The following is a 26,052-nucleotide window of genomic DNA, read 5'->3' as shown; positions in this document are numbered from 1 at the left end:
GCCATGCGCACCAAGGACGGGGTAGCGACCCTGTCCGATCTGGTGCGCTCGTCGCTGCGCCTGCGACCTGACCGCATCCCGATAGGGGAGGTGCGGGGCGCTGAAGCGCTGGACCTTCTGAAAGCGTGGGGCACCGGTCATCCCGGCGGCATCGGCACCATTCACGCCGGCAGCGCGATTGGTGCGCTGCGCCGCCTCGAGCAGCTCATCCAGGAAGCTGTCGTCACCGTACCGCGCGCCCTGATCGCCGAGACCGTCAATCTTATCGCCGTGTTGTCGGGACGTGGCGCCTCGCGCCGGCTCGCCGAACTCGCATGTGTCGACGGCATCGGCGCGGACGGGGACTACCGCATCACGCCCGCTGTTCTGCCAACATCCGGAGAACTCCCATGATCCATCGCTCCTTGCGCATTTGCCGATATATGGCATCGGCATCATCCGGCCTCGCTCTGTTGCTCGCTTTCGCGCCAGCCGCTCACGCCGCCGGCTCCAACATGCCATGGGAAGAGCCCCTTCAGCAGATACTGGAATCCATCGAAGGACCGGTCGCAAAGATCGTCGCGGTGATCATCATCATCGCCACCGGGCTGGCGCTCGCCTTCGGCGACACGAGCGGTGGCTTCAGGCGGCTGATCCAGATCGTCTTCGGCCTGTCGATCGCTTTCGCGGCGAGTTCCTTCTTCCTCAGCTTCTTCTCGTTCGGCGGCGGGGCGCTCGTCTGATGGCGGCTGTTCTGGAACATGCCGACGAGGTGCCTGGATTCACCGTCACCGTCCACCGTGCGCTCACTGAGCACATTCTGCTTGGCGGTGCGCCGAGAAGCATCGCCATCATGAACGGGACTCTGGCCGGAGCCGTAGGCCTTGGCCTCCGTCTCTGGCTGGTCGGCCTCGCGATTTGGGCGGTGGGGCATTTTGTGGCGGTCTGGGCGGCGAAGCGGGATCCGCTGTTGGTGGAAGTGGGTCGCCGACACCTGCGCATTCCCGGTTATTTTTCGGTCTGAGGGGCGGCCATGATGAACCTTGCCGAATACCGCCGCACCGCCAGCCGCCTTGCCGACTATCTGCCCTGGGCCGCGCTCGTTGGCGAGGGTGTCGTTCTAAACAAGGACGGATCGCTGCAAAGGACCGCGCGGTTCCGCGGCCCCGATCTGGAATCCGCCGTTGCCGCCGAACTGGTCGCCGTCGCCGCGCGATTGAACAATGCCTTCCGCAGATTGGGGAGTGGCTGGGCCATCTTCGTAGAAGCGCAGCGCGAGGAGGCCGCGACCTATCCAGACAGCCTCTTTCCGGAACCGGCCTCGGCTCTGCTCGATGCCGAACGCAAGGCCGATTTCGAGGAACAGGGTAGCCATTTCGTTTCCAGCTACTTCCTGACCTTCACCTATCTGCCGCCCGCCGAGGACGCGACGCGCACTGAAGGCTGGCTCTATGAGGGCCGCGAACGCTCCGGCGTCGTCCCACATGAAATCCTGCGCGCCTTTATCGATCGCACCGACCGTATGCTGGCGCTGCTCGATAGCTTCATGCCGGAATGCCATTGGCTCAACGATAGCGAGACGCTGACTTATCTTCATTCGACCGTCTCGACCAACCGGCATCGTGTTCGTGTGCCCGAGACTCCGATGTATCTGGATGCGCTGCTGGCCGATCAGCCGCTGACCGGCGGCCTGGAACCACGGCTTGGGCCGGTGCATCTGCGCATTCTCACCATTGTCGGCTTCCCGACGGCGACCACGCCGGGAATTCTTGACGAACTGAACCGGCTCGCCTTTCCCTATCGCTGGTCGACGCGCGCGATCCTGCTCGACAAGACCGACGCTATCCGGATGCTGACGAAGATCAGGCGGCAATGGTTCGCCAAGCGCAAGAGCTTAGCGGCGATCTTGAAAGAGGTGATGACCAACGAGGCATCCGTCCTCGTCGATACCGACGCCGCGAACAAGGCCGCCGACGCGGACCTCGCGCTTCAGGAACTTGGCGCTGACTATGCCGGGATGGCCTACGTCACTGCGACCATCGCCGTCTGGGACCAAGATCCGCGCTTGGCTGATGAAAAACTAAGGCTTGTCGAAAAGATCATCCAGGGCCGTGACTTCACGGCGATGGTTGAAACCATCAATGCGGTCGACGCGTGGTTGGGCTCGCTGCCGGGGCATCTTTATGCCAATGTGCGGCAACCTCCCGTCTCGACGCTCAATCTCGCCCACATGATCCCCCTTTCCGCCGTGTGGGCGGGGCCGGAACGGGACGAGCACTTCGAAGCCCCACCCTTGCTTTACGGCAAGACCGAAGGCTCGACCCCGTTCCGGTTTTCCCTTCATGTCGGCGATGTCGGGCACACGCTGGTGGTCGGCCCGACCGGCGCTGGCAAGAGCGTCTTGCTCGCCTGCATGGCGCTCCAGTTCCGGCGCTATGAGCGGAGCCAGATATTCGCCTTCGATTTTGGAGGCTCGATCCGCGCTGCCGCGCTTGCCATGGGCGGCGACTGGCATGATCTGGGTGGTGATCTGACAGAGGGCGATGTCTTTTCCGTCTCGCTCCAGCCTCTGGCCCGCATCCACGAGGTGCCCGAGCGCGCCTGGGCAGCCGACTGGATGGTCGCTATCCTGGCGCGCGAAGGCGTCGCGATCACGCCTGATGTCAAGGAGCATATCTGGACGGCGCTGACCTCGCTCGCCTCGGCACCCGTCGAGGAGCGAACCATTACCGGCCTGACGGTGTTGCTGCAGTCGAACGATCTGAAGCAGGCTCTCCGGCCTTATTGTGTCGGTGGTCCCTATGGCCGGTTGCTTGATGCCGAAACCGAGCATCTGGGTAGCGCATCCGTGCAAGCTTTCGAGATCGAGGGGTTGGTCGGCACCGGGGCCGCCCCAGCGGTCCTGTCCTACCTTTTCCATCGCATCGGCGACCGCCTGGACGGCAGACCGACGCTTCTCATCATTGATGAGGGCTGGTTGGCGCTTGATGACGAAGCTTTCGCCGGCCAGCTCCGCGAATGGCTGAAGACGCTCCGCAAGAAGAACGCCAGCGTCATCTTCGCCACGCAAAGCCTCTCGGACATCGATAATTCGCCCATCGCCCCGGCGATCATCGAAAGCTGCCCGACGCGGCTGCTGCTACCGAACGAGCGTGCTATCGAACCGCAGATCACCGCCATCTATCGCCGGTTTGGGCTGAACGACCGTCAGATCGAGATCCTCGCCCGCGCCACGCCGAAAAAGGACTATTACTGTCAAACCCGCAGGGGGAACCGCCTGTTCGAACTGGGCCTTTCCGAAGTCGGCCTGGCGCTCACGGCCGCATCCTCGAAATCCGATCAATCCGCCATCGCCCGCGTCTTCGCCGAGCACGGCCGTGACGGCTTCCTCGCCGCCTGGCTTCGTCATCGCGGCATCGATTGGGCTGCCGACCTCATCCCGGAGCTCAGCAATCTCGTTCCCCAGCCCGACAAGGAGGCTCACTCATGAAGACTCGTCATTCCCATACGGCGCTGTTTGCCGCGACCTTTCTCACTCTCTCTGGTCCCGCTTCGCTGGTGCTTGCACCGCCGGCCTTCGCTGCCTGGATCGTCTACGATCCGACAAACTATGCGCAGAATCTGTTATCCGCCGCCCGCGCTCTAGAGCAGATCAATAACCAGATCACCAGCCTGCAAAACGAAGCGCAGATGCTGATCAATCAGGCGCGCAATCTCGCCAGTCTGCCATATTCTTCGCTCCCGCAAATCCAGCAATCCGTTCAGCGCACGCAGCAGCTTCTGTCCCAGGCGCAGAACATCGCGTTCGACGTCGGCCAGATCGACCGGGCGTTCCAGTCGAAATATACCAATGTCTCGCTTTCGGCCACCGACGCACAGCTTATCGCCGATGCCAAGGACCGCTGGAAGAACAGTGTCGGCGGCCTTCAGCACGCCATGCGCGTGCAGGCCACCGTCGTCGGCAATATCGACACCAACCGCACCGAGATGTCGCAACTGGTCGGCCAGAGCCAGAGCGCGACCGGTGCGCTCCAGGCCACGCAAGCCGGCAACCAGCTTCTGGCGCTGCAGTTGCAGCAGCTCTCCGACCTGACGGCGCTGATTGCCGCCAATGGCCGCGCCGCCGCACTTACCGAGGCGGAACGCGCTGCCGCCGCCGAACAGGGCCGCGTGCAGCGCCAGCGCTTCCTGACGCCGGGCTCCGGCTACACGCAAGGCAATGCCAAGATGTTCAACTAAGGGGAAGACTATGGACGGCAAACTGCTGGCCCGGCTGGGCGCCATCGTCTTCGTCGCTGTCGCGATTACCGCAACGGCAACCGAGATGCTCAGAAAAAGAGAGAACCCCGCGCCATCGATACGATCCCAGGCAGCGGTCGACGCGCCGGAAGATCCCCTTCGCCTCGGCCAGCGCCGGTGCCAGCAGCTTGGGCAGGCCGCCGCGCGCGATGCTGAATGCCTGCGCGTCTGGGCGCAAACCCGCGACCGCTTCCTGGGGAGAGCATCCGCGCCGGCAACCCTGCAGACCACCGAAGGGCGGTGAGCGGTGAAAGTAGAGATGAAGCGCTCCATCCCCTTTCGGAGACAAGTTTCTCCATCCCTCTTCCCGAACCGGACGTGCAAGTTTCCAAGCATCCGGCTCTCCATGCATGGGCGCTGGCGCGCCTATGGGTGGGCCTCAGACGTGTCTGAGGCGTTGGAACGCGTTCCAGTATTCGCGCACGCTTTCGCGTTGTCGGAATCTCCGTACCGCATTCCATCCGTTCTCTTTCTCTATGCTCTGATGCGGGTAACGCATGGTTCCTCCTTCACCGAGGAACCGCAGGCGTTTGGACCCGTCGGCCCATTGACGCCGTTTCCCCGGGGCGCTGAGATAATAGCGGCGGCGCAGCATCGGCCACGTCGCTTTTCCGTGCTTCATTTTCAGCCAGCGCCCCACGCGCTGCCATATCCAGCGATCAAGGTGGCTGAACTCGCGATGCGCCCATGTGGCGTATCGGTAGTAGTTCCTCCATCCCATGATGACCGGATTGAGGTTGCTGATGACTTGGGCGAGAGAACATCCCGTGGGGATGCCCTTCACCATGACCTTGATCTTGTGGCGCAGGTCGTTCAGCTTGCCCTTCGGTATGAAGAGGTTGCCGACTGGACGCCCCGTGCGGAGCGCCTTCGTCTGTACCACCCGGTAGCCGAGGAAATCGAAGCCTTCCCTGACGTCGGTGATCCGGGTCTTTTCCATCGACAGCTCCATGCGAAGCTCCGTTTTCAGGAACTCCGCCAGCGCGAGCTTTTCCGATTCTGCCTGCTTCCTCGTGCCGTCAACGAGGACGACGAAGTCGTCCGCGTATCGCACCATGTAGAACACCGGCCTGCCTTTCTTGTGGTCTCTGACCCGTCGGGCAGCGGCATTTATACTTGGTTCACGAGGGCGCATAGACCATCGCCCGTAACGCTCATCGATGGCTGTCAGGTAGATGTTCGACAGCATCGGCGAGATGATCCCGCCTTGCGGCGAGCCTGTTACGGGGTGACGAACGGTCCCCTCGATCATCACGCCTGCTTTCAGGAATGCGAGGATCAGCCTCAGCACCTTGCGGTCGCTGATGCGTTTCCGCACGCCCTCCATCATGACGTGGTGATCGATGGCGTCGAAGCATCCCTTGATGTCACCCTCTATGGCGTAGTGATAGACCGAAGGTCCGCGCTTCGTCGAATGAAGGAACCTCTGGATTCGCTCCAGAGCATCATGGGTGCTCCGTCCTTTCCGGAACCCGTAGGAGGTCGGGTAGAAGTCCGCCTCGAAGATGGGTTCCAGGATCAGCTTCAAAGCCATCTGTACCAGGCGGTCGATCAGCGTGGGAATGCCGAGTGGCCGGAACTGCCCCGGCTTGCCGGGCTTCGGGATGAGCCGTTGCCTGACAGGTTCAGGGCAGTAAGTTCCGTTGCGGAGCGCCTCTCGGATTTCTTCGAGGAACGCCGCTGCGCCACCGGGACGCTGTTCGACCGTGAGCCGCGTCATCCCGTCCGTGCCCGGTGTCCGGCTGCCGCTGTTGCGGGCAAGCCTTCGCCAAGCCTCGTGCAGGGTTCTGCGGTCACATACGAGATTGAACAGATCAACAAAGACCTTATCGGGGTCTTCGTTGCTCCACCGATACAGCTTGCGCTGCATGTCGAGGACGAACGAGATATTCACCTCGTCGGACATACATCCACCTCCTGCCTGCTTGCTGTATCCACTGCCTCCCTTCGCCATGTGGACGGCTTTCCCGCCCTCGGACTACTACGGAGGCTCCGCCCCTTATCGTCACGATCGCTGGTCGCTTCAGCCATCCGGGGTCGGAAACTGCCGGAAGCGACGATAAGGTTCTTAGGTTCCGCAACTGATCTCTCGCCTGCTTTAGGCGCCGACTTTACCCCGTGTGGAATCTGGCCTCGATACCACGCAAGCCCATATCGAAGCTGGTGCGCAGCACGCTGCGCACCCTCGGTCCGCGTACCCATAGCGCAGACCAACGCTCCACCGATCTTTGGTTCACACCACAGATCGACCCGCCCACTTCCGAGTTGGCGAGTTCCAGTGTCTACCGGGGCGTCCACCATCGGTTCGGTTTCCCTCGCCATGGCAAGCTCGCTGGCCGGACCAGCTGCGGGATCGGAAGTTCCCAGCCGTCCGACTTTGATGGGTTCTGCTGATTTATGGCTCCCCGGAAGCACCCGGTTCGCCTCACCCATCTGCTCATCGCCGCATGTTGCGTCATACGGCGTGAGGGGTCTCTCACCCCACGAGATCAGAAACGACAATAAAATCAAAGCACTCCTTTCTTTGATAAGGACCTAACGCACATGGGCGGCAGCGGCGTCATCGACAATTTCCTCGGTGTTTTTACCTCCTATATCGACAGCGGTTTCGGTCTTCTCGGCGGCGAGGTCGCCTTCATCGCCACCACGCTGATCGTTATCGATGTAACGCTCGCCGCCCTGTTCTGGAGCTGGGGAGCCGACGACGACATCATCACGCGCCTAGTCAAGAAGACGCTGTTTGTCGGCGTGTTTGCCTACCTCATCGGCAATTGGAACAATCTGGCGAGGATTGTCTTCGAAAGTTTCGCCGGTCTCGGCCTCAAAGGGTCGGGCACCGGCTTTTCGGTAGCGGATCTCCTGCGCCCCGGAAAGGTCGCCCAAGTTGGCCTCGATGCGGGCCGGCCGCTGCTCGAATCCATTTCCGACCTCATGGGCTGGGTCGCATTCTTCGAGAACTTCATCCAGATCGCGTGCCTGCTCTTCGCCTGGGCGCTGGTCCTGCTGGCCTTCTTTATCTTGGCCATTCAGTTGTTCGTCACGCTGATCGAATTCAAGCTGACGACCCTGGCTGGATTTGTCCTCATCCCGTTCGGTCTCTGGGGCAAGACCGCCTTCATGGCGGAGCGTGTTTTAGGGAATGTCGTCTCCAGCGGCATCAAGGTTCTTGTTCTCGCCGTCATCATCGGTATCGGCTCGACGCTGTTCAGCCAGTTCACCGCCGGCTTCGGGGGCGCTACCCCGACAATCGACGATGCCATGGCGATCGTGCTGGCCGCGCTTTCTCTCGTCGGCCTCGGCATCTTCGGACCGGGTATCGCCAATGGCCTTGTTTCCGGTGGCCCGCAGCTCGGCGCCGGTGCGGCCGTTGGCACGGGCCTTGCCGTCGGTGGTGCGGCGCTGGCAGCCGGCGGGGCGGCTGGTCTGGTCCTGCGTGGTGGTGCCGCGGCACTTTCCGGTGGAGCCGCCGCTGCACGTAGCGGAGCGGCTGCCGCAGGCGCTGCCTCGACTGCCTACAGCCTCGGCTCGATGGGGCAGGCTGGAACAGCCAGCGTTGTATCCGGTCTCGGCGGTGTTGGGCGCGCGGCAGGTTCAGCCGCTGTCTCGCCGGTCAGGCGCGCCGCTGCCCGCGCCGCAGAAAGCGTCAAAGCCAACTTCTCGGAAGGCGTGAAGGACGGCTTCGTTGTAACCGGCGGTTTTTCCACGCTCGGTACCGTGGGCAATGACGCCGCCACGGATGCTTCGTTTGCTGGCACCCCGGCGGCTTCGCGCAACGGTGCCCCCGATTGGGCCAAGCGCATGAAACGCAGCCAGCACTTCAGCCACGGTGTTTCCGCCGCCGCCCACGCCATCCGTTCCGGTGACAGCCATGGCGGCGGCTCTTCCGTCAACCTTCAGTCAAGTGATCCATCATGAGCTTCTTCAAACGACCGGCAGCCCATTACGGCAAGACGCCACAACCCGAGACTCCCTATCAGAGAGCCGCGCAGGTTTGGGACGAGCGCATCGGTTCCGCGCGCGTCCAGGCCCGCAATTGGCGATACATGGCATTCGGTTGCCTCATTCTTTCGGCGGGTTTTGCTGCCGCGCTTGTATGGCAATCGGGCAGAGGAACAGTCGTGCCCTGGGTGGTGGAGGTCGACAAGCTTGGTCAGGCCCAGACTGTGGCCGCTGCCACGGCCAGCTATCAGCCAACCGATCCGCAAGTGGCTTGGCATCTGGCGAGGTTCGTCGAGCAGGTCCGGAGCATTCCCGCCGATCCGATCATTGTCCGCCAGAATTGGCTGCGCGCCTATGACTGGACGACCGACCGGGGCGCGGCGGCGCTTAACGATTATGCGCGCAGCAATGATCCTTTCACCAAGGTCGGCAAGCAGCAGATCGCTGTCGAAGTCTCATCCGTCATCCGAGCATCGCCGGACTCCTTCCGTGTGGCATGGATCGAGCGCCGTTATGAGAATGGCCAACTCTCCACCACCGAACGCTGGACGGCCATCCTGACCATCGTGATCCAGACGCCCCGCGACGCCGACAGGCTCAAGGCCAATCCGCTCGGCATCTACGTCAATGCCATCAACTGGTCGCGGGAGATGGGCCAATGATCGCTATGACCCGCATCTCCGCAATCCCGCCTTTCCGTAAATCCGCCTTCGCGCTTATCCTTCTTTCTGCGACTACTCTGGCCGGCTGCGCCACGCCGCAAAAGCCGCCGCAGATCAGCTATGACGCCAACGTCCCGCCCTTGCCGGCGGTGCCCACACCAGCCGTCGAGCACCGGCCGCGCCCGTTGCACGTTCCTCCGGCCTGGAAGGTGGCGCGGGGAGGGGCCGCGTCCGGCACGGCGACAGGCCGTGTCGAGAATGCTAACGCGGCGGCCCGCGTCGAGCCGCGCCGCGAAGGATACTACAACGCGATCCAGATCTATCCCTGGAGCGAAGGCGCGCTTTATCAGGTCTATGCCGCGCCGGGGCAGATCACCGATATCGCGCTCGAACCGGGCGAAAGCCTGACCGGCGCGGGACCGATCGCTGCCGGAGATACCGCTCGCTGGATCATCGGCGACACCGAGAGCGGCGGCGGCACGACGCGGCGCGTCCACATCCTTGTGAAGCCGACGCGGCCGGACATCTCCACCAACCTTGTCGTGACGACGGACCGGCGCGTCTACATGATCGAGCTGCGCTCAGGCGAGAAGCCCTATATGCCGTCGGTTGCCTGGGCCTATCCGCAGCCGCCCGCCAGCCAGCGCCGGGCCGTCCCCGCCACACCGGTTATCCCGACCGTCGCAGCAAGGAACTATCGCTACGGCCTGACTGGCGACAATCCGCCGTGGAGGCCCGTTTCCGTCTATGATGACGGGCGCCGCGTCTATGTCGAGTTTCCGCGCGGCATCGTGCAAGGCGAGCTTCCGCCGCTGTTCGTCATCGGACCGGAAGGCGAGGCCGAAATCGTCAACAGCCGCATCCATCAGAATGTCTTGATCGTCGACCGTCTGTTCGGTGCCGCTGAGCTGCGCCTGGGCGGCAAGCGGCAGCAGACCGTGAGGATCGTGCGCACCGATGGGACGGTGAGAGGCGGTCCACTCTCTTGGCTGCAAAGCTCCAGCGGAGTTTCGAAACCGGCGAACGCTTGGCATCATAGGGGAGGGCAGGGCAGATGACCGGCAATGATATTGAAAGGGAAGCCGTACCGACGCCAACCGGTTCAGTCGCGGACCCCGCCGCTCCTATGAGGCTGCGGGCCGAGACGCCGCGCGTCACCCGACTATCCCGCAAAGTGCTGACCGGCGTTGGTGTTATCGCTGGTCTCGGCATAGGCGGGGCATTGATCTACGCTCTTCAGACACGCAACTCGGGGTCCGGCGGTGAAGAACTGTATTCCACCGAGAACAGGCAAACGGCGGACGGGCTTGCAGCTCTGCCACGCGACTACACCGGTCCGGTACTCGGACCACCGCTGCCAGGAGATTTAGGACGGCCTATTCTCAACGCACAGAACCGTGGTCAGCCCGTGCCGCCGTCTCCCGTGACGACGCCCGCCGTAGATCCGGCCGAGCAGCGCAGACTGGCGGAGGAGGAAGCGGCCAGAACCTCCCGCGTCTTTTTTCAGACTGAAACCCCGCTCGCATCCGGCGGGACCGCACCGGACACCGCCACCCCATCGTCCAACCTCGCAGACCTCGATCTCACCGGCCAACTGGCCGCTATCCCGTCGGCGCAGGATCGTCAACTCGCGTTTCTCAATGCCGCCGCTGACCGCCGAACCGTCGCGCCCGATCGCGTCATGCCGCCCGCGTCTCCTTATGTGCTTCAGGCCGGCTCCGTCATCCCGGCCGCGCTCATCACCGGCATTCGCTCCGATCTGCCTGGGCAGATCACCGCGCAGGTCACGCAGCACATCTACGACAGCCCGACCGGCCGCATCCTGCTCGTGCCGCAGGGCACCCGCGTCATCGGCCAGTATGACAACAATGTCAGCTTCGGGCAGCGTCGTGTCCTTTTAGTCTGGAACCGGCTCATATTCCCGAACGGCCGTTCCATCGTCCTCGAACGCCAGCCAGGCGCCGACACACAGGGCTATGCCGGTCTTGAGGATGGCGTCGATTATCATTGGTGGGATCTGGCGAAGGCCGCCGGTCTCTCGACGCTGCTCGCTGTCGGTGCCGAGCTCGCCATGGACGACGAAGATCGATTGGTGCAGGCCATCCGCAATGGTGCGCAGGACACCTTCAACGACGCTGGCCAGCAGATTATTCGCCGCCAATTGCAGGTCGCGCCGACCCTGACGATCCGTCCGGGGTTTCCCATTCTCGTTGTCGTTACGCGCGATCTTGTCCTCGAACCCTATAGGAGCTTATTGTGATAATGTTGGCGGTTGCGGCAATCACTTTATAGGGGTGATGTTGCCAAGTTAAACGCTTGGTTCGTCAACAATTGAGTGTCGAAGCGTGTCTTCCAGAAGGAAGGAGTTCTCGAAGTGAACCAATAACGAAATCGGGGCGCATGGACAAGCACTGAATAGCATCGCCATATCCGTAGCTTACCCAACAACTTGCGATATTAGAAGCTCGCGCAAATGCGATATCAGCGAATGTATCGCCAATCATTATAAAACTTGAAAGCGGTATCCCCCCAAATAACGGGCGTACACGCCGAAAAAAAACTTCGGGGTTCGGCTTGGTGGGTTCATTCTGATCGGCTGGTAAAATTGCGGTAATAAGGTGCGTTAGATTAAACCTTTCGAGCCCTGTCTCCAGAGAGACACGCCCCTTATTGCTCAACACCACAATTTTACGGCCCTCGCGATGGAGCGCAGTAAGGGTCTCTTTCACGCCCTCGAATAAGACCGTCGTTTCTTGATCAATTTCGATATAAATTTCGCGATATCGAGAGACACAATTCCGAATATCTGTATTCGTGAATCCCGGCATTAATCTCGCAAATGCGTCTTCCAGTAACCCTCCACTTGCGATTACCGCTTCGATTGTTTCCATGGGGATAGTAGCAAACCGTTCGCGAAGCGTTTGAGAAAAACATTTAATGACTGCTGTTCTCGTAGCAGCTAAAGTTCCATCATAATCAAAAATAAATACGCCAAAACGAGATGTATATGAACTTTTAATTTTTGAAAGCATTATAACTGGCCTGTGTTAATCTGTAGTCACTTTACTGTAATAGAATTGGTGCGCAGTTTTTCTTCTGCTTCTCCCAATACATCACCTCATTTAGCGTTGCCTCGTACTTTGCGATTCGTTTATTTTTCTCGTTCTCGGGCAATGTTTGCCAGATAGCACTTCCAACATTCAGGTAAGGATGCAATGGGGGATGAGTGACTATTGTATTGACCATTTTACAGAATTCAGAATGGCGTTGCCGAAATAATGAATATAATTCCTGCGCATTCAACGGCAATATTAATGTATAACAGAATACGCACATCAAGCCTACAAGACGTCTCATTGCTTTGATCTCCCTATATATAGCAACGAAATATTCGCAGCGAATTCTATCAGAGGCTAGCTCGCATTTTTAGTTAGCAGCCCTAAATCAACCAGCTGATCGATACGAGAGGATAGAAACTTTATAGTATCGCTAGATGTAGCAAGAGCGGGAGAAATCAGCGAGAAGTAGTATGCAATATTATTAATATTTTGGCCGAGATGACAAATCATAAGTATAAACGACGATGTCTCGTCTATAACTCTGCTTTCTTTAGCGGTTTTCACGTACCATGTCTCATTTACACAATCCAAAAATAACAGACTTGGCGTAATAAAGGCCGAGCTATGAGTGTTATAGTCGGAGCAAATTAGATTTCCAATATCGGCATGATATTTCTTTATTAGAATTTGACATTGAATATACTGATGGAATCGCATGGCGTTCTCGATCCATTCAAAATTTGTAGAAAATTTATTGTTTATCATATTGAAATTATATTCAGTAAATCCGGACGTGACTTTCGGATCTAAATCCTTTATCAAGCCCGCACGGCGTAATAACCAACGTCTTCGGTCCCCAGTATCGCCAAATGTGCATAGTAGTGCCTCCAATTCAACCTGCAGGAGAAACCGGACAGCGTCTACTGCGTTGATATAATCGCCATCTACATAAAGTCCGACGAGATCGTCAAAAGACTTGGATGCAAGAGTTAAATTATCCCGCAACATCTGCGCAACGTACGTATCCCTATCGAACGATGTAAGGATGGCGTTCCATCGCTGCTCCCCAACGATGGGAATTGCTGTGGAAATCCTTTCGATGAATCTACGGTCTGAATAACCTAGATTATTGTACTTCTCCGCTTTTGTGCGAGCAAATCTCTCCTCTATAGTTCCAGGCGTTAAGATAAGAATTTCTGTTCTCCGACCAGAAATTAATTGTGTAAGGAAACTCATATCGCTCTGCGATAACCCCGAAGATGGCTTAATAAGCAGAACAAGATCTATATCAGATCGAGATGTGGCATATCCAAGAGCTTGAGAGCCGGCGAGGGCGATTGCCTCGCCCTCCTCGGAAAACTGTTCATAAAAAAAACGACGAATTTCTTCCGCGAATGGTGGATTGGAATTTAACATTTTGCCCCCCTCGTAGGAACGGCTCGCAGCCAGTCGTGACTGGGAGTGTTCATCAATCTTTTGGACTAAACTTCTCATACAGGCGGTTCCAGACTTCAGTTGGCTCTGTCTTCGATGCAGGGTCGTTCTCCAAGTTCTGGAGGCGCTGGAAGGCGCGATCTCCATAAAGGTCTTTTACCGAGGCATTGCTGTCGCCGACCGTCAAAGGATGTGTATCGCCAGTAGTGCCTAACCGAACAAGTGCCTCTACAAAGCTCACATCTTCACTTCCCCCGATCTCTCGAATAAGAGTATCTTGTCCCCCAACGAGTTCGGAATGTACCAACGCGTAACGGTTAAATGCTGGTATCATATCAAAAATTTGTAGTTTTAAATCCGTTGCAAGACGCTGGAATTCCAAGGTTGATGCCAAATAAGTTGGTCCGGCGAAGGTGTAGATTATTTGACCGGAACCAGGCTTTAGTAGCGTAACACAACGTGATAGGAATATTTGAAAAAGAGATGAGGACGGATCGCATAGAGCTACGTCGAAGGTACCCTTAAACGGTTCGGGAACGTCCTCTCTGCAGTTGTACTCCACGGTAGAGAAATGCGAGATCGCCAGCTGATCGGCTTGCCGCGCTAGGAATGAAACCAGCCGATCGTCGGCCTCGAAAACTACGATCTCACAATCTTGTCCGAGAAGTCCAATTGCCAAGCTTGTTAGATCATCATCTCCGAGAAGCGCAATTCGCTTTCCTATGAGATCTCCCCTCAACGCCATATAGAGCGCTCTATACCAAGACGTTTCGCGTGTAACTGGCCGTTGATTTAAAAGATATGTAAGCGTAGGTGCTGATGAACAGGCCTCGAGATAGCGTTCTTTAAGAGCATCTGCATGAGCAACCGGCACTGCGAGGCGACCTCTGCAACACGGACATTCAGGAACGACGGGTGCCGTTCCGTGGGGTGCCGCAACTAGCGAAATTTTATTCCCTATGCGCTCAAACTTTCCACTGCTCAGTCCTACAGAGATTGCGCTGAAAAGTGATTTGTCATAGGCGGGCACAATTTTTACTAATCCATCTAAATCCAAAGGGCCGAACATCGACAATGCTTTTACAATAGCGACGAATACCTCGTCCGTTCCAATTTTAATCTGCATCATTCTGCCGCTCCCTCGAACATCTTCTGTGACGATTCTAGATTTTGACCTTCTGTATAAATTAACCTATCAATTAGTTGCTCATTAATATCAGAGGGCGAAAGCAGTTTTATCACCTCCTCCGATACGCGTCGCGGGTCCATAGATAAGTTACATAATAAGACATCAATCGCGGCATACTTGTATTCGGGCCACGTCGTTATTATGACATGCGATTCTGCCAAAATATAAACTATCGTGGCGCCATGCGGCTGAAAATACTCTGTTGCCCTATTTCGGATTTGAGCGCCGACGCTCAAGATTCCCCGCTCGGCGACTGCTGCGATTTTGTCGACATCGGAAAGATCCATGTTACATCCATAAGCGTCGACGAAGAGCTGTCGGACACGAAACTCTCCTTCATTAACAAATTTCATCCTACTCCTCCTACTTGGATAGACTCTAATTTACGGCACGTTTAGCTGCGACTTTCTCGCTTAAATTGAGAAATTTACACACTTCGTCTACTCTTGACTTGATATCGCTGCTCGCTAAGCGGAGTTTTTTAATTTCCTTGCGTTCCCCAAACCAGGTCAGTTCTGGACGAAGGAGATCCTCATAGTATCGTTCATAAATCGCCAAAAATGACTCATCAAACCAAGGGTTTCCTTCAGCCGGCCACCCCCGTTTTCTGCTTTCTCTACGACTTGTAGCCACATCGGAAGGAATAATAATCAAGTGCGTTGGGCATTCTATTTCCTCTGTAAACAGAGTCCTATGCTGGTATTCATATATGGTGGGCGTGATGAATCTCTGCGTACGCGCGATGTCGTATGGCAAAGTGCTATAAATGAATCTATCGATGAACACGACGCTCTTAGCCGTCTTCATTGCAGAAGACTTCAGATAATCGTTACGAACAGCGGCGATCGTCCCATCGGTCGGGCATAGTTCATGTTGTGGTCTGACCCACTCTCTAACCGCCTCGCTGCCTGGGATATGCTTTGCCAATTCATTGATCAAGGTGGTTTTCCCGCCGCATGGGAGACCTTCAAAGACTACCGAAATTTTCCCATCAAGCATATTGTGCCCTCAGAGCTACATCCAAATCAAATACAGAACGGCTACGCAGTATTTTCGTTAAAGCCGGCTTCGATATACGTAAACGAAGGCACCTAACTGTCTTGGCAACTCTGGTCAGCACTTCGTCGCAATGAACCTGCAATTTTTCTGGATCGCGCCATGCACACTCCACAATTCCAAATGGATAGGTTCGATCTTCGGGGCACCGCAACTGTCGCTGAAATGCCGACATAGTTGCGGTAAATGGTTCTTCGGTAAACTCACAAAAGCTATCTGGGCCTTCTGCCAGCTCCGGAAAAATCACAGCAAAAAGTTCTTCTTTCGCCGATATTTTTACAGACAGTAGATTTTGGGCCTCTCCCGGCGTAAGGGCGTATTTGTCACTATCCAAAAAAGAGAGCTGCTCAGAAAATGTCTTACCGTAGTGCTGAAAGTATGCATTTGCCGTTTCCGGAAGGTGCTGCTCCCAAAAACCGTCGCTTGAATTAATTGCGCGGCAAGCGCCTAGGCCGATGTTAATTACCATTGGCCAAGGAATGATCTCATAGGTTCCATTGGTGGGCTTCAAAATTGCTCGGTCGCTGGATAGAAATCGACCGCCCAAACATCGAGCAACCGCTGTCGCAATAGACGTTTTGCCGGCACCGGAATCCCCAACAAACAAGTAACCTCGACCATCGATTGCCGCCGCACTGGCATGAAGAGAGAAGCCACCTTGCAGCTCTAGATTTCTCACGAACATCTCGCGAACTAGGCGTAACGAAGGTTTGTAAGATTCCGGAGCATCAGTGCCGTCGGTGACCACGACGAATTTGCCGTCACTGACAACAATGCAGTGCGGGCTTCCCTTCTTGGAAGAGAAAATTTTAAATGAATCAACGCATCGCAGATCGTAACTCGTATCAGGGTGATGTGTAATCTGTGTCCCGAGTGGAAGTTTATTGATCGCATTATATAATCCATCTGCGATATCTGCTCGATGAATTGCTTGTATAGTCGGTGTAACTTTTTCTATAATTGAATAACGGTATGGAAGGAAATATTCCGAAGCGATATTAATTTGCTCAGATTTATTGCTCTCAAGTCTAGCAGAGGTTGATGGAAGTGAAAAATTGTCAGCGTATTCTAACTGAATGCTGTAAAGTTTATCTAGGATGCTAAGCATTAGTCCATCTCTCCCTAGGATAACGTGTGCGAGAAAATACAAATTTTGCGAGGTACAGGAACGGACCGAAACAGTAATTTACTGCGTATAGAGGCGCCAAAAATGGTATTGCGAGTGCTACCGAGGGGCGAACCAATGCACTTTTTGTCCGTTCGGAGGAAGCAAAATCAGCCAGCGCCAACATAGTTATGTACATTAGCACTACTGGAAGAAGGTATGCGCTTATCGACAAAAGCAGCGTCACGGATGAAATCCCAAAGAGGAATGGCGCTAGTATCGAGACGGCAAGAACTGGGCCAGATGAAATCCAAAGAACACCCCGGAGAAGTCCCTGGAAGGCGAGAAACAAACGAGAAAGCGGAGAGCCAAATCCGCAGGAACCAGGATAGCGAAGATAGTCGAATAAGCCGCTGAACCATCTAGATTTTTGCTTAACATCCGTAATAAAGTCGCACGGATTACCGGTTTCCAGTGGCGGATTGAGGAGTTCTATGGGCACGCCAGCGGCGGATAGCCGGTAGCCAAGCTCGATATCCTCAGTCTGAAACTTTTCTGTAAAAAAACCAATCCGCTTCCATGTATCAAGCCTGATAAAAAACCCATTAGCGATAGACCACAACAAACAACGTGGACTGGAACGTCCTGATCTTTCAATCATTGTACGTTCAATTGCCAAGGTAAATCGTGTCTGCCATAACGCCCCCATAGCACCCCATATTGTGAAACGCGCAACACGACCACTGGTAGGGAAGTAAGTTGACAACTGTTGCACTACCTCGGGCCAAGGGCGATTTGCGGACATAAACGCCATAAGCGCAGTCAGAGTCATTTCATTTGGTCGCGCATCAACATCATAGACCGCAATGAGTACTCGTTTCCAATCATCCGGGCAGTCGCGCTCGATCATCCGGCGTATCGCCCAATTTAGCTGGTGGGGCTTCCACCCGACCTGGTTCGGATAATGCTCGTGGAATACCAGATCCCGCCCAGCAACGTTGTTAACTTCAACAATTGTCTCCCGCGCTATAACATTCGTTGATTTATAACCGCTAATTTGCTCCTTAGCGGTCGTTACTACAATGATCCGGACGTTAATCTCCCTCGGTGCAGCTTGAGCTATCTTTGCAAAGTACCGAATAGACTCAGCTGCAGCATCGTACTCATTTAACATCGGGAGGAAGAGCCAAATTTTTGCTGGCTCGGTTGTCGTTGAAGCATCGGTGACCGAGCATGAGGCGCGGGTTTCTGACGCCCTAATTTGCTTGGCTGAATGCCAGATTCGCATCCCCCCAAGTACGGCACTGCACATGAAGATACTAATTAAGGAAAACGCTATCACTACGAGAACCGCCCATAGTAAAATGTTGTTGGTGTTCCGGCGCTTTTGATTTCTGGTATAGTTTGCGTAACTTCAATGGGATATACTGTCCATTTATCAAGTGAGGATATTTTTACAAATTGCGCACTATATAATTCCCGGTCGTCCCTGATTATATTTTTTGACAATGCAGTGCATTTAAAAAACATCTCGACATTATGTGATGTATTGTCAATGAAATCACCGATTCCAGCCAAGTAATCAATGTTGCAGGTAAGTTGAAGTTCTTCAAACAATTCTCGTTTGAGGCAATCTTCAGGCTTTTCTCCACTTTCCATTCTGCCCCCAGGATAGCATGCCCAAATCTCTGATCCGCTCTTGTGTTCGACTATCAATATTTCGTCTTCATAAAAGACGATGCCGGCTACTCGAACGCGAATTGGTTTCTCATTTGCGGACATTAAATTAACCCTTACTCTAAATGCGTAAGCATCCTTCGATAACTCATGATGTGCATAAGTTTGCTGAAAGAATGTTATTCAAGGATGCCTTACTAGCCCTAGCGAATGGAATATCGTTGTTTTCCAACGCAAATCGTAGTGCACCAAGGTGACGAAGAAACGCGTAGAATTGGTGGCGTTGATGAAAGATCAGCCGCCCGGCCTCGTCGGTACCATAGCCAGTCCAAAACGCCTCCTCCCAATCCTGTTTGCCAGATATGGTATCATCCAACAGCCTCACGATATCGAATAATGGATCTCCAAAGATTGCGTGCTCGAAGTCAAATAACCCAATATATGCCCAGCTATCCCGGGCGGAGAGGGCGATATTTGCGGGTCGAAGGTCTCGATGGATCAACGAAGCTCGAGAGATATGAGCAACTGTCCTCACCATATCTTCATAAAAAACCATTATGAGACGTAGCTCTTCAAGAGATAAGACGTTTCTCTGTGAGATATATAAATAATAGTTAAAAAAGCTTTCTTCCAGATATTGTTCCCAATGAAGATACTGCGCGCCATCTTCTGAAATCGAGCCAAATTTATGGTTTTGGTGATCGTGGATCTTCCGAAGATGCCTTCCGAAATCAATAAATACATCGGAGGGAATATTACACGGTGGCCCCCACGGAGAATGCGGTAGATAGGACATGGCAATCCATAGTGTCCGCTCATCAGCACCACTCTTTTCTTCCAACACAGGGACGCCATTTCCGCCGAGAATCTCTAAGGCGCGAACCTCTGTGGTCCATGTTTTAGCGTTATGATAAATTTTTAACACTAGCGGCCCTGTCCGAGATTCCAAGAGAATAATGCGATTGCGTTGTCCGTGTTCATGTGCAATCGGAATTGCGCCTGTGACGTGTCGGTTCAACCCATCCAAAATACGCTCAAGGCTATTGTCAAACTGCGTTCGATTCATTATGCAAGTTTTAATGGAGTGAGGCGGTTCGTCAAGCCATCTTTGCGTGTCCGCTCCAAGAATGTTTGCGCTAATCGTCCAGCCTTTAAGCGGTACGTTTGCGTAACCTAGACTATAAGGTGATTGTGCGTCGTGCATTCTGCGCTAATGGTTAAAATTACGAGGTGACCGGGAAATCACATTCCTGGTTGTTGTTGATCGGCGCTTGATTTTGGCATTTCGCTCGAAGGGTCGATATCTGATCTTATATTATGCCTAGCTTTTATAAAGATGGACTTGACGAAGCACTCGTTTGGCATTTGAATCACGTTAATTATCATCCGCTAAGGGGGGTATTTCCGATATAAACATGGACGCAATAAGAGGTCGAACGTCATCCCTATTTCATAAAGCCGCGATCCAGGGAGCAAATGAAGCGCCATACGTTGATATTGTCCGTGCCTCTAGACAAAAAGCTCTCTTGTCGCCCTGGCTGTTAATGCCTGTCATATTCGCAACTATCGCTTCCCTCATCATTCTATTCCGCACAACAGTTCCTATTAGTTTCCGGTCGGAGCTATTTGTAAGTTCGGTTACGCCGCCAGTCGCAGGGCGTTGTAATGATGGCGAACTGAATCCTTTGCAAGTGTGGGAGAGTCGCGTCCCGCCTGAGTTCGCAACCACGATCCGTGTCGGGGATCGAGTAACTGTCCAATTCTCGCCGGTTTGGAAGATAAATTTAGCTGACGCTACTATAGCCGCGATACAGTCTCCACAGGTAGCCAGCAGCTTCTCTCTTGCTTTTATCTGCATGCCGATACGCTCTCTAGGAGAACATCCAGTATCCGGCCAAGCCCATGCTTTCTTTACGATCCGCCGGCTGCGGCTTATCGATCTATTGTTGGGAAAAAAGACTCTTGGATCCTGAGCTTGTATTTCAAGAAGACGCCGCTGACTGTGGCTTGGCTTGCCTTGCGATGATCGCCAAAAGGCACAATAGGAGCTATGAACTTAGCGCATTGAAGCATCGATTTCCCACTTCGGCAGAAGGGATGAGCCTAGCGCAGCTACTCGGAATAGCTGATCGACTCGGTTTTAGCGCTCGCGCAATCCGAGTCGAAATGGAGGCTCTCAAGAATATAAAGTTGCCAGCATTATTGCATTGGGGATTTAACCATTATGTGGTTCTTTCCGGACTAAAAAACGGCCTGTACACGATCTTAGATCCCGCGCAAGGTCGTTTCCGATTGAGAGAAAATGAATTATCACGATTCTTTACAGGTATTGCGGTCGAGTTTTCTTCAAACTCTGCTTTGTTAAATCTCTCGCAGCTCCATAAGATTCAGTTGAAGGATCTTTTCTTAAGCGCTCCACATGCGCAGTGCCGCATAATTCTAATTTTGGCGGTAGCACTTATAACGTCGATAAGCGTGTTTATTTTTCCAGTATATTTTAGAGCTATAATTGAAGCTGCCGTTGGGCCAAAGAACATCATATCAATATATATAATTCTGGCCATCACCTGTGTTATATTGTTTATGGTATTCGTATTTAGTTATGTAAAGCATAGGTTGACCAGAGACTTATCGAAGGACATTGAACATTCGATAGCAACCATATTGAATGATGCGATATTTAATACTTCATTTGCTTTTTTTGTCAGAAAAACACCAAGCATGATCGCTAGGTATTATCAGAATCTAAGGCGGGTTCGGCAAATAATATCTGAGGGAATTATTGATTCAATTGTTGATTTAATAATATTGCTAGTTCTCATGATTGCAACATTTGCATTTGATACGACATTTGGGTTGGCACTTGTATTTATTACGTTACTGTATTTCACGATTATATATAGACTTCAGCGTAACCGAATGGAGATGTTTAAACGTACTGCGGCAGCGGATAATCATGAAAATCTCACGTTGATGGATAATCTTAGAAATATTCAAGCCATTAAATTAAATGGGCTCGAAGGCGTACGCTCGGCTATTTGGCAAGTTGCATACCGTAGAGCGGCTTCAGCTCATGACGCTCTCAATGGACTTTCCGCTAAAACGGACCTCGTTGGAAATACGTGGCTGGGAGTAGGAAGGTGCGGACTTGTCGCGCTCGCCGCTTTTGAGGTTTTGCATGATAAAATGACCATTGAGAATTTTTTATCTTTGTCGCTGTTTCAAGCATTCTTGACTATGAGCCTGGCGAATCTCGCCCGTCGGCTTACCGGATTGCTAGATATCCAATATATGTTGTCCGATATGAGTACGTTAATTGCTGCGGAACGCGACCCTATGTTGATCGAACCTAATCGTGATCGGAAGAATCAAACTGTAGGAGACCTGTCGCACCTCCGTGGGGAGGGCTCCGAAATTCTACTGTGCAGAGACGTCGATTTCAGATTTGACCCAGCTTCTCGTCGGCTTTTAAAAAAAGTCAATATAGAAGTGCGTCGGCATGAAATTATAGCTATCACCGGGCGGACAGGTGCTGGGAAAAGCACTTTGCTTCGCGTCCTTACAGGTTTATTGCCCACGGAGGAAGGGAACATCACTTGGCTTGGGAAAGAGCTTCAGTCATGGTCGAGACAAAATCTCGTTCGGCATGTCGCCACGGTCATGCAGGAAGACCAGATTTTTAGCGGTACACTTCTTCAGAACATTGCCCATTTTAGCTCCGATCCGGACATGGAGCGTGTAAAGGAATCTTGCTCTGATGCATGTGTATCGGTTTTTTTAGATCGATTGCCGATGGGGCTGTATACGCCAGTTGCGTCAAACTCTGCAGTTCTCTCCGTGGGCGAGAAGCAACGTATTTTCCTAGCTCGCGCATTTTATACGCGCGCGGAGGTCCTATTGCTGGATGAGTTTACTGGGAACTTAGATATGGAAACAGAAGCACAAATATTCGAATCGCTTCGTCGCCTCAAGAAAACTATCATAATGACGGCGCACAGAGAATCGACCATTCAGCAGGCGGATCGAGTATATAATCTTGATCGCGACCACGGGACTTTAGTTGAAGTGAGCCATTAAAATGTCAAAAGAACAATACAAGTCTGAGAATGATATTCAAATTCCTTATCCAATTCACATTCCATTTGTTTTGGGATATCCGGTTTTTAGAACGTTCTTGCCCATGGAAGCGCGGGACGAAGGTGGTCGAACGCTCTTAGAAGGGAGATCTATTTTATACCCGACCGATCAGGCGGACTATAAAATATGTCCTTTTCGAGATTCTAGACATCATCACGAAAAGCCCATGAATTTTGGCGCTCTTCGGTATTTAACAGAGAATGCGGGTAGCGTCAAAATGTACCTTTCACATATATCAGCGCTCATACAGAAAGAAACTTTTCCGCAGAATAACGACTCGATCAGTCATTTGCTCAGACTTGGATATGTGGGTTATAAGGCGCCGCAGCCTTGGCTTCTTACAGAGTTGCATGGTCTGCCAAAGTCGCTTCCCCAGGAAGTAGCTGTCGCAGCAAAGCTTTCTCAGGGATTTATAGATCTTGGCTTTTTTGCCAATCAAGGAGATGCGAATCCGCCAGATGTGCAAACTCCCGAGATTCTCTATGCATATGTTGACTCACACGGGAAATTAATTGGCCAGAAAGAGGTTTGCGCAGGACCGCCTAATATGATCAAGCACTTTCTTGCGTCGGTGCTCAATCCGGATGATCATCAAAAAGAGGCGTTTATTTCCACTGATTTTGATATGCGCGCTTTGATTGATTATTCATCGCTCGCATGGGCGGCCGACCTTTTAGCTTTAATCTACAATTATGTGAGACTATCCTCCCTTATGGGGTTAGCAGGTGAAGTAGACATTCGGTCCGATCTTCGCGTTAGCTTTCCTAATTCGCTAAATATTTATGGTATTGTTAAGAGCAACATTAGATATATTGATACATCATTTATGACGTACAATAAAAAAATTTGGCATACAGAGCGCACGCGGGGGGTAATTGATGAGGTGAATAAGATAGTTGGATCAACATATCCGTTAGTTAGTAAAAATCCCGTTGAGGTAAGAATTAATTATGCAGTTTGGAGAGATTTTGCTGAAGAAATTTCAAGAGCGTTTGGATTAGTTAACTCTGGAATAAACGAACTAGATATTCTCCCGGTGCGTCATAATAATATAGATGTAGATACTCTAAGAATATTCTTTGGTCCAGACATAAGTGACGTGCTCCCATCCATTTAGGCCATTTGGAGGTTGAATTTTGGACTTATTGACGTAGTGAAGGGGGGACTTATTGGACTGGTTGAGATGTTGGCGCGGATTGAGCGCCGGCGCGCGTGGGGCGAGGAAGAGAAGCTTCGGAATTTGGAAGGCGGCGGCGGCGAGCGGCTCAGGCGTGGCCGATATTACGCGCCGGCACGATGTTGTTTCGCGACAGATTTATTCGTGCCGCAAGAAGCTCGGTAGGAGCGTGCGGCCGACTGCGCTAAGTGGATGCTTCTGCCAGTGGCGCTGATCGGGCCTGATGAGCGGGCGGAGCGGATATGGAGCCCTAAGCTAATTTCCCCCCGCCTAACTTTGTAACAACGACAACGGCCGGCCGAGCTGGAATATTTGGATCAAAATCAGGCCAGCGAGTGGATGGATATTCATATGTCGATGAACCGCCTTCGGCTGGGTGTTGAACGGAAAGAAATAGTGCTTCTCCATCCGGCGTAAAGCACGGGCCGCACATTTCGGCTCCTATAGGTACACGAAAGAACAACATTGAACGGCCTCGTTCAGGGCCCTCCGTCTCGACCGCCCACAACCCGTCAGTACGACCAGTCTTCTCCTTACTGTTTCCGTCGGTTGCAACCCAAAGCCGTCCATCTGTATCAATGGTGCCGTTATCCGGCATACCGAACCAGCCGTTCTCGCTGGTTGACGGTGAAAAGGTTGCGCCCACATGGGCTATCGACGGGTCGCCGCATTTGAGCAAAATTTCCCAGCGTGACGTCTTTGATGTAAAATCACCATCTGGCTCAGAGATTTCTATGATGTGGCCGAAGGCATTTTCGGAACGTGGATTCGCGGCATCCAAATTGTCGGCAGTCCGTCTGGTGTTGTTTGTTAGCATAACATACACTTTGCCAGTGGCGGGATTTGGTACGATATCCTCAGGGCGATCCATTTTTGTTGCGCCTAGAAGGTCCGCAGCTCGCCGAGTTTCAATCAACACGTCAGCTTGGCTCATAAATCCGTTCTCGGATTTTAGAGGCCCTCTGCCATACACAAGTGGCAACCAATCAACGGTGCCATCCACGTCAAATCTAGCAACATAGAGTGTCCCTTCATCTAAGAGATCTTTGTTCGACATTCGGTCGCTTGAATCGTAAACGCCCTTACTTACAAATTTATACACATACTCGAATCTTTCGTCATCTCCCGAATAGGCCACGACACGGCCACTTGGGCTCACAACGGTTTCACATCCTTCGTGTTTAAATCGCCCAAGAGCAGTCCTTTTCTTAGGTATAGAGGTTGGCTCGAAAGGATCAACTTCCACGATCCAGCCAAACCGGTTCGGTTCGAGAGGCTCCTTTGAAACATCAAAGCGATCATAAAAACTCCCCCAATCGTACCAAGCGTCGGGTATGCCCATACGACTATGATTTTGAAATTCCACGTGGCCGTCGGCTAGTCTACCGTTGAAATAACCATTGATATTTTCCTCTGCCATCAGATAGGTGCCCCATGGCGTTAGACCGCCAGCACAATTATTAAGCGTACCAAAAACCTTTTTCCCGGAAGGGTCAGCGTATGTCTTAACTCGATCGTGACCGGCTACCGGCCCCGAGAGTTCCATCTCTGTTGCCGCTGTGATCCTGCGATTATAATAACTATCTAGAACGGGATGCCAGTTGCTTTTGATTTTGCGTATCTCAATTATTGTGCCGCCGTGCGCAGCTATTTCAATGTCAACAAGATCTTTGGTATATCGTCCCAGCGATACTTCTCCATTTTCTATCTTGGCGAAATTCGGGAACATCAGTTCAGGATTTGTATATTCATGATTTACTACCAAGAGGCCGCGATCATTTGCGCCGTCTATTGGAATAAAGCCAACGAAATCATTGTTATAGCCAAACTGTTTTGCTTGAGCCGTTGCAGATTGACTAGCCGAATTGAAACTAGGCGAGCCAGGAAAGATTTTATCACCCCAGCGTAACAAAATATCTGCACGATAGCCGTTTGCGACATGGTGTGTTTCGTCAGACCCAGCTCCCAATTCTTCGAATTCAAAACTTGAGGCCTCCTTTGTCTGCGCGGTATTCCGTGCAATGAGTGCCAAGGGATCGATAATTGCGCCGATAGCAGCGACGGCTAACGACCCGCGTATCACGCTGCGTCTTGAATAACGACGAGCAATAACATCTCCCATCGTCGGATTGGCGCTTGCGTTCCGGCCGATATCTTCTGAATTTTCACGTCGTGTAGCTGGCGAAATAACGTCTTTATCGTATTGCATCGGCTTTCTTAAACCTACAAGCTAACAATATGCGCACCATTCCATGTGCTTTGAGAACTAGCAGGAGGACGTTATCGCATATGAAAAATAACCCTCCTCCTATAGAGATCGTGACTAGTAATCTCATCGG

The 26,052-nt window shown here is 53.1% G+C and carries 23 protein-coding genes; 12 read left to right on the top strand and 11 right to left on the bottom strand.

Features of this window, described 5'->3' with window-relative positions:
• The 6 genes from C7477_RS15440 to trbK-alt all read left to right on the top strand — a co-directional run.
• On the top strand, window positions 1–393 hold a 393-nt coding region (locus C7477_RS15440), incomplete at its 5' end, for an ATPase, T2SS/T4P/T4SS family (protein WP_181418445.1).
• Window positions 390–722, top strand: a complete 333-nt coding sequence (locus tag C7477_RS15435) for a TrbC/VirB2 family type IV secretion system protein (RefSeq protein WP_110753771.1) — start codon at window positions 390–392, stop codon at window positions 720–722. The genes C7477_RS15440 and C7477_RS15435, both read left to right, overlap by 4 nt.
• Entirely contained in the window at window positions 722–1,003 is a 282-nt protein-coding gene (locus tag C7477_RS15430) for a VirB3 family type IV secretion system protein (protein ID WP_110753769.1), read from the top strand. The genes C7477_RS15435 and C7477_RS15430 overlap by 1 nt, the downstream gene beginning before the upstream one ends.
• Before the next feature lie 9 nt (window positions 1,004–1,012).
• Window positions 1,013–3,469 carry a conjugal transfer protein TrbE gene (trbE, locus tag C7477_RS15425; RefSeq protein ID WP_110753767.1) on the top strand — a complete coding sequence of 819 codons (2,457 nt, stop codon included), beginning with the start codon at window positions 1,013–1,015 and terminating at the stop codon, window positions 3,467–3,469.
• A complete protein-coding gene (trbJ, locus tag C7477_RS15420; protein WP_110753766.1) occupies window positions 3,466–4,218 on the top strand; it encodes a P-type conjugative transfer protein TrbJ in 753 nt (250 codons plus the stop codon). The genes trbE and trbJ overlap by 4 nt, the downstream gene beginning before the upstream one ends.
• Window positions 4,219–4,228: 10 nt before the next feature.
• On the top strand, window positions 4,229–4,522 hold the full coding sequence (gene trbK-alt / locus C7477_RS15415; RefSeq protein ID WP_110753765.1) for a putative entry exclusion protein TrbK-alt: 294 nt from the start codon (window positions 4,229–4,231) through the stop codon (window positions 4,520–4,522).
• A 135-nt stretch (window positions 4,523–4,657) separates the two neighbouring features.
• On the opposite strand, the gene ltrA is transcribed toward trbK-alt, so the two are convergent.
• Complete coding sequence (gene ltrA, locus C7477_RS15410) at window positions 4,658–6,184, bottom strand: group II intron reverse transcriptase/maturase (protein WP_110753764.1); 1,527 nt, start codon at window positions 6,182–6,184, stop codon at window positions 4,658–4,660.
• Window positions 6,185–6,822: 638 nt separating this feature from the next.
• On the opposite strand from ltrA, the gene trbL reads away from it, so the two are divergent.
• The 4 genes from trbL to C7477_RS15390 are packed head-to-tail and all read left to right on the top strand — an operon-like array spanning window position 6,823 to window position 11,139.
• The gene (gene trbL, locus C7477_RS15405) at window positions 6,823–8,193 is read left to right on the top strand and encodes a P-type conjugative transfer protein TrbL (protein ID WP_110753763.1); all 1,371 of its coding nucleotides are present in this window, start codon (window positions 6,823–6,825) and stop codon (window positions 8,191–8,193) included.
• On the top strand, window positions 8,190–8,879 hold the full coding sequence (gene trbF / locus C7477_RS15400) for a conjugal transfer protein TrbF (protein ID WP_110753762.1): 690 nt from the start codon (window positions 8,190–8,192) through the stop codon (window positions 8,877–8,879). Before trbL ends, trbF begins: the two co-directional genes overlap by 4 nt.
• Window positions 8,876–9,937: a P-type conjugative transfer protein TrbG gene (gene trbG, locus C7477_RS15395; RefSeq protein WP_110753761.1), complete on the top strand. Its 1,062-nt coding sequence runs from the start codon at window positions 8,876–8,878 to the stop codon at window positions 9,935–9,937. Before trbF ends, trbG begins: the two co-directional genes overlap by 4 nt.
• Window positions 9,934–11,139 (top strand): TraB/TrbI/VirB10 family type IV secretion system protein, encoded by a 1,206-nt coding sequence (locus tag C7477_RS15390; RefSeq protein ID WP_110753759.1) that lies wholly within the window; start codon window positions 9,934–9,936, stop codon window positions 11,137–11,139. The genes trbG and C7477_RS15390 overlap by 4 nt, the downstream gene beginning before the upstream one ends.
• Window positions 11,140–11,203: 64 nt before the next feature.
• On the opposite strand, the gene C7477_RS15385 is transcribed toward C7477_RS15390, so the two are convergent.
• From C7477_RS15385 to C7477_RS15350, 9 genes are all read right to left on the bottom strand, one after another.
• Complete coding sequence (locus C7477_RS15385; RefSeq protein ID WP_110753757.1) at window positions 11,204–11,911, bottom strand: HAD family hydrolase; 708 nt, start codon at window positions 11,909–11,911, stop codon at window positions 11,204–11,206.
• A 381-nt stretch (window positions 11,912–12,292) separates the two neighbouring features.
• Window positions 12,293–13,354, bottom strand: a complete 1,062-nt coding sequence (locus C7477_RS15380) for a nucleotidyltransferase domain-containing protein (protein ID WP_110753756.1) — start codon at window positions 13,352–13,354, stop codon at window positions 12,293–12,295.
• Between the two features lie 52 nt (window positions 13,355–13,406).
• Window positions 13,407–14,501, bottom strand: a complete 1,095-nt coding sequence (locus tag C7477_RS15375) for a bis-aminopropyl spermidine synthase family protein (RefSeq protein ID WP_110753754.1) — start codon at window positions 14,499–14,501, stop codon at window positions 13,407–13,409.
• Window positions 14,498–14,914: an adenosylmethionine decarboxylase gene (gene speD, locus C7477_RS15370; protein ID WP_110753752.1), complete on the bottom strand. Its 417-nt coding sequence runs from the start codon at window positions 14,912–14,914 to the stop codon at window positions 14,498–14,500. Before speD ends, C7477_RS15375 begins: the two co-directional genes overlap by 4 nt.
• Window positions 14,915–14,939: 25 nt before the next feature.
• Window positions 14,940–15,500 carry a hypothetical protein gene (locus tag C7477_RS15365; protein WP_146226111.1) on the bottom strand — a complete coding sequence of 187 codons (561 nt, stop codon included), beginning with the start codon at window positions 15,498–15,500 and terminating at the stop codon, window positions 14,940–14,942.
• A 52-nt stretch (window positions 15,501–15,552) separates the two neighbouring features.
• A complete protein-coding gene (locus C7477_RS18810) occupies window positions 15,553–16,725 on the bottom strand; it encodes a hypothetical protein (RefSeq protein ID WP_146226110.1) in 1,173 nt (390 codons plus the stop codon).
• Complete coding sequence (locus tag C7477_RS15360) at window positions 16,718–17,632, bottom strand: glycosyltransferase family 2 protein (protein ID WP_245411859.1); 915 nt, start codon at window positions 17,630–17,632, stop codon at window positions 16,718–16,720. Before C7477_RS15360 ends, C7477_RS18810 begins: the two co-directional genes overlap by 8 nt.
• Before the next feature lie 431 nt (window positions 17,633–18,063).
• Window positions 18,064–18,504 (bottom strand): NUDIX domain-containing protein, encoded by a 441-nt coding sequence (locus C7477_RS15355; RefSeq protein WP_110753747.1) that lies wholly within the window; start codon window positions 18,502–18,504, stop codon window positions 18,064–18,066.
• Between the two features lie 43 nt (window positions 18,505–18,547).
• A complete protein-coding gene (locus C7477_RS15350) occupies window positions 18,548–19,603 on the bottom strand; it encodes an aminoglycoside phosphotransferase family protein (protein WP_110753745.1) in 1,056 nt (351 codons plus the stop codon).
• Between the two features lie 758 nt (window positions 19,604–20,361).
• Between C7477_RS15350 and C7477_RS15345 the strand changes: the two genes are divergently transcribed.
• Both C7477_RS15345 and C7477_RS18805 read left to right on the top strand, forming a co-directional pair.
• The gene (locus tag C7477_RS15345; RefSeq protein WP_181418444.1) at window positions 20,362–22,476 is read left to right on the top strand and encodes a peptidase domain-containing ABC transporter; all 2,115 of its coding nucleotides are present in this window, start codon (window positions 20,362–20,364) and stop codon (window positions 22,474–22,476) included.
• A 1-nt stretch (window position 22,477) separates the two neighbouring features.
• Window positions 22,478–23,653: a hypothetical protein gene (locus C7477_RS18805; RefSeq protein ID WP_146226109.1), complete on the top strand. Its 1,176-nt coding sequence runs from the start codon at window positions 22,478–22,480 to the stop codon at window positions 23,651–23,653.
• A 310-nt stretch (window positions 23,654–23,963) separates the two neighbouring features.
• Here the strand turns inward: C7477_RS18805 and C7477_RS15335 are convergent, their stop codons facing one another.
• The gene (locus C7477_RS15335) at window positions 23,964–25,922 is read right to left on the bottom strand and encodes a PhoX family protein (RefSeq protein WP_110753739.1); all 1,959 of its coding nucleotides are present in this window, start codon (window positions 25,920–25,922) and stop codon (window positions 23,964–23,966) included.
• Window positions 25,923–26,052 lie beyond the last annotated feature (130 nt).

The organism is Paramesorhizobium leguminum (assembly GCF_003217235.1).
Classification (GTDB): Bacteria; Pseudomonadota; Alphaproteobacteria; order Rhizobiales; family Rhizobiaceae; genus Paramesorhizobium; species Paramesorhizobium leguminum.
Note: the sequence above shows the minus strand (reverse complement) of the source record. Positions and strands in the feature narration are given on the sequence as shown.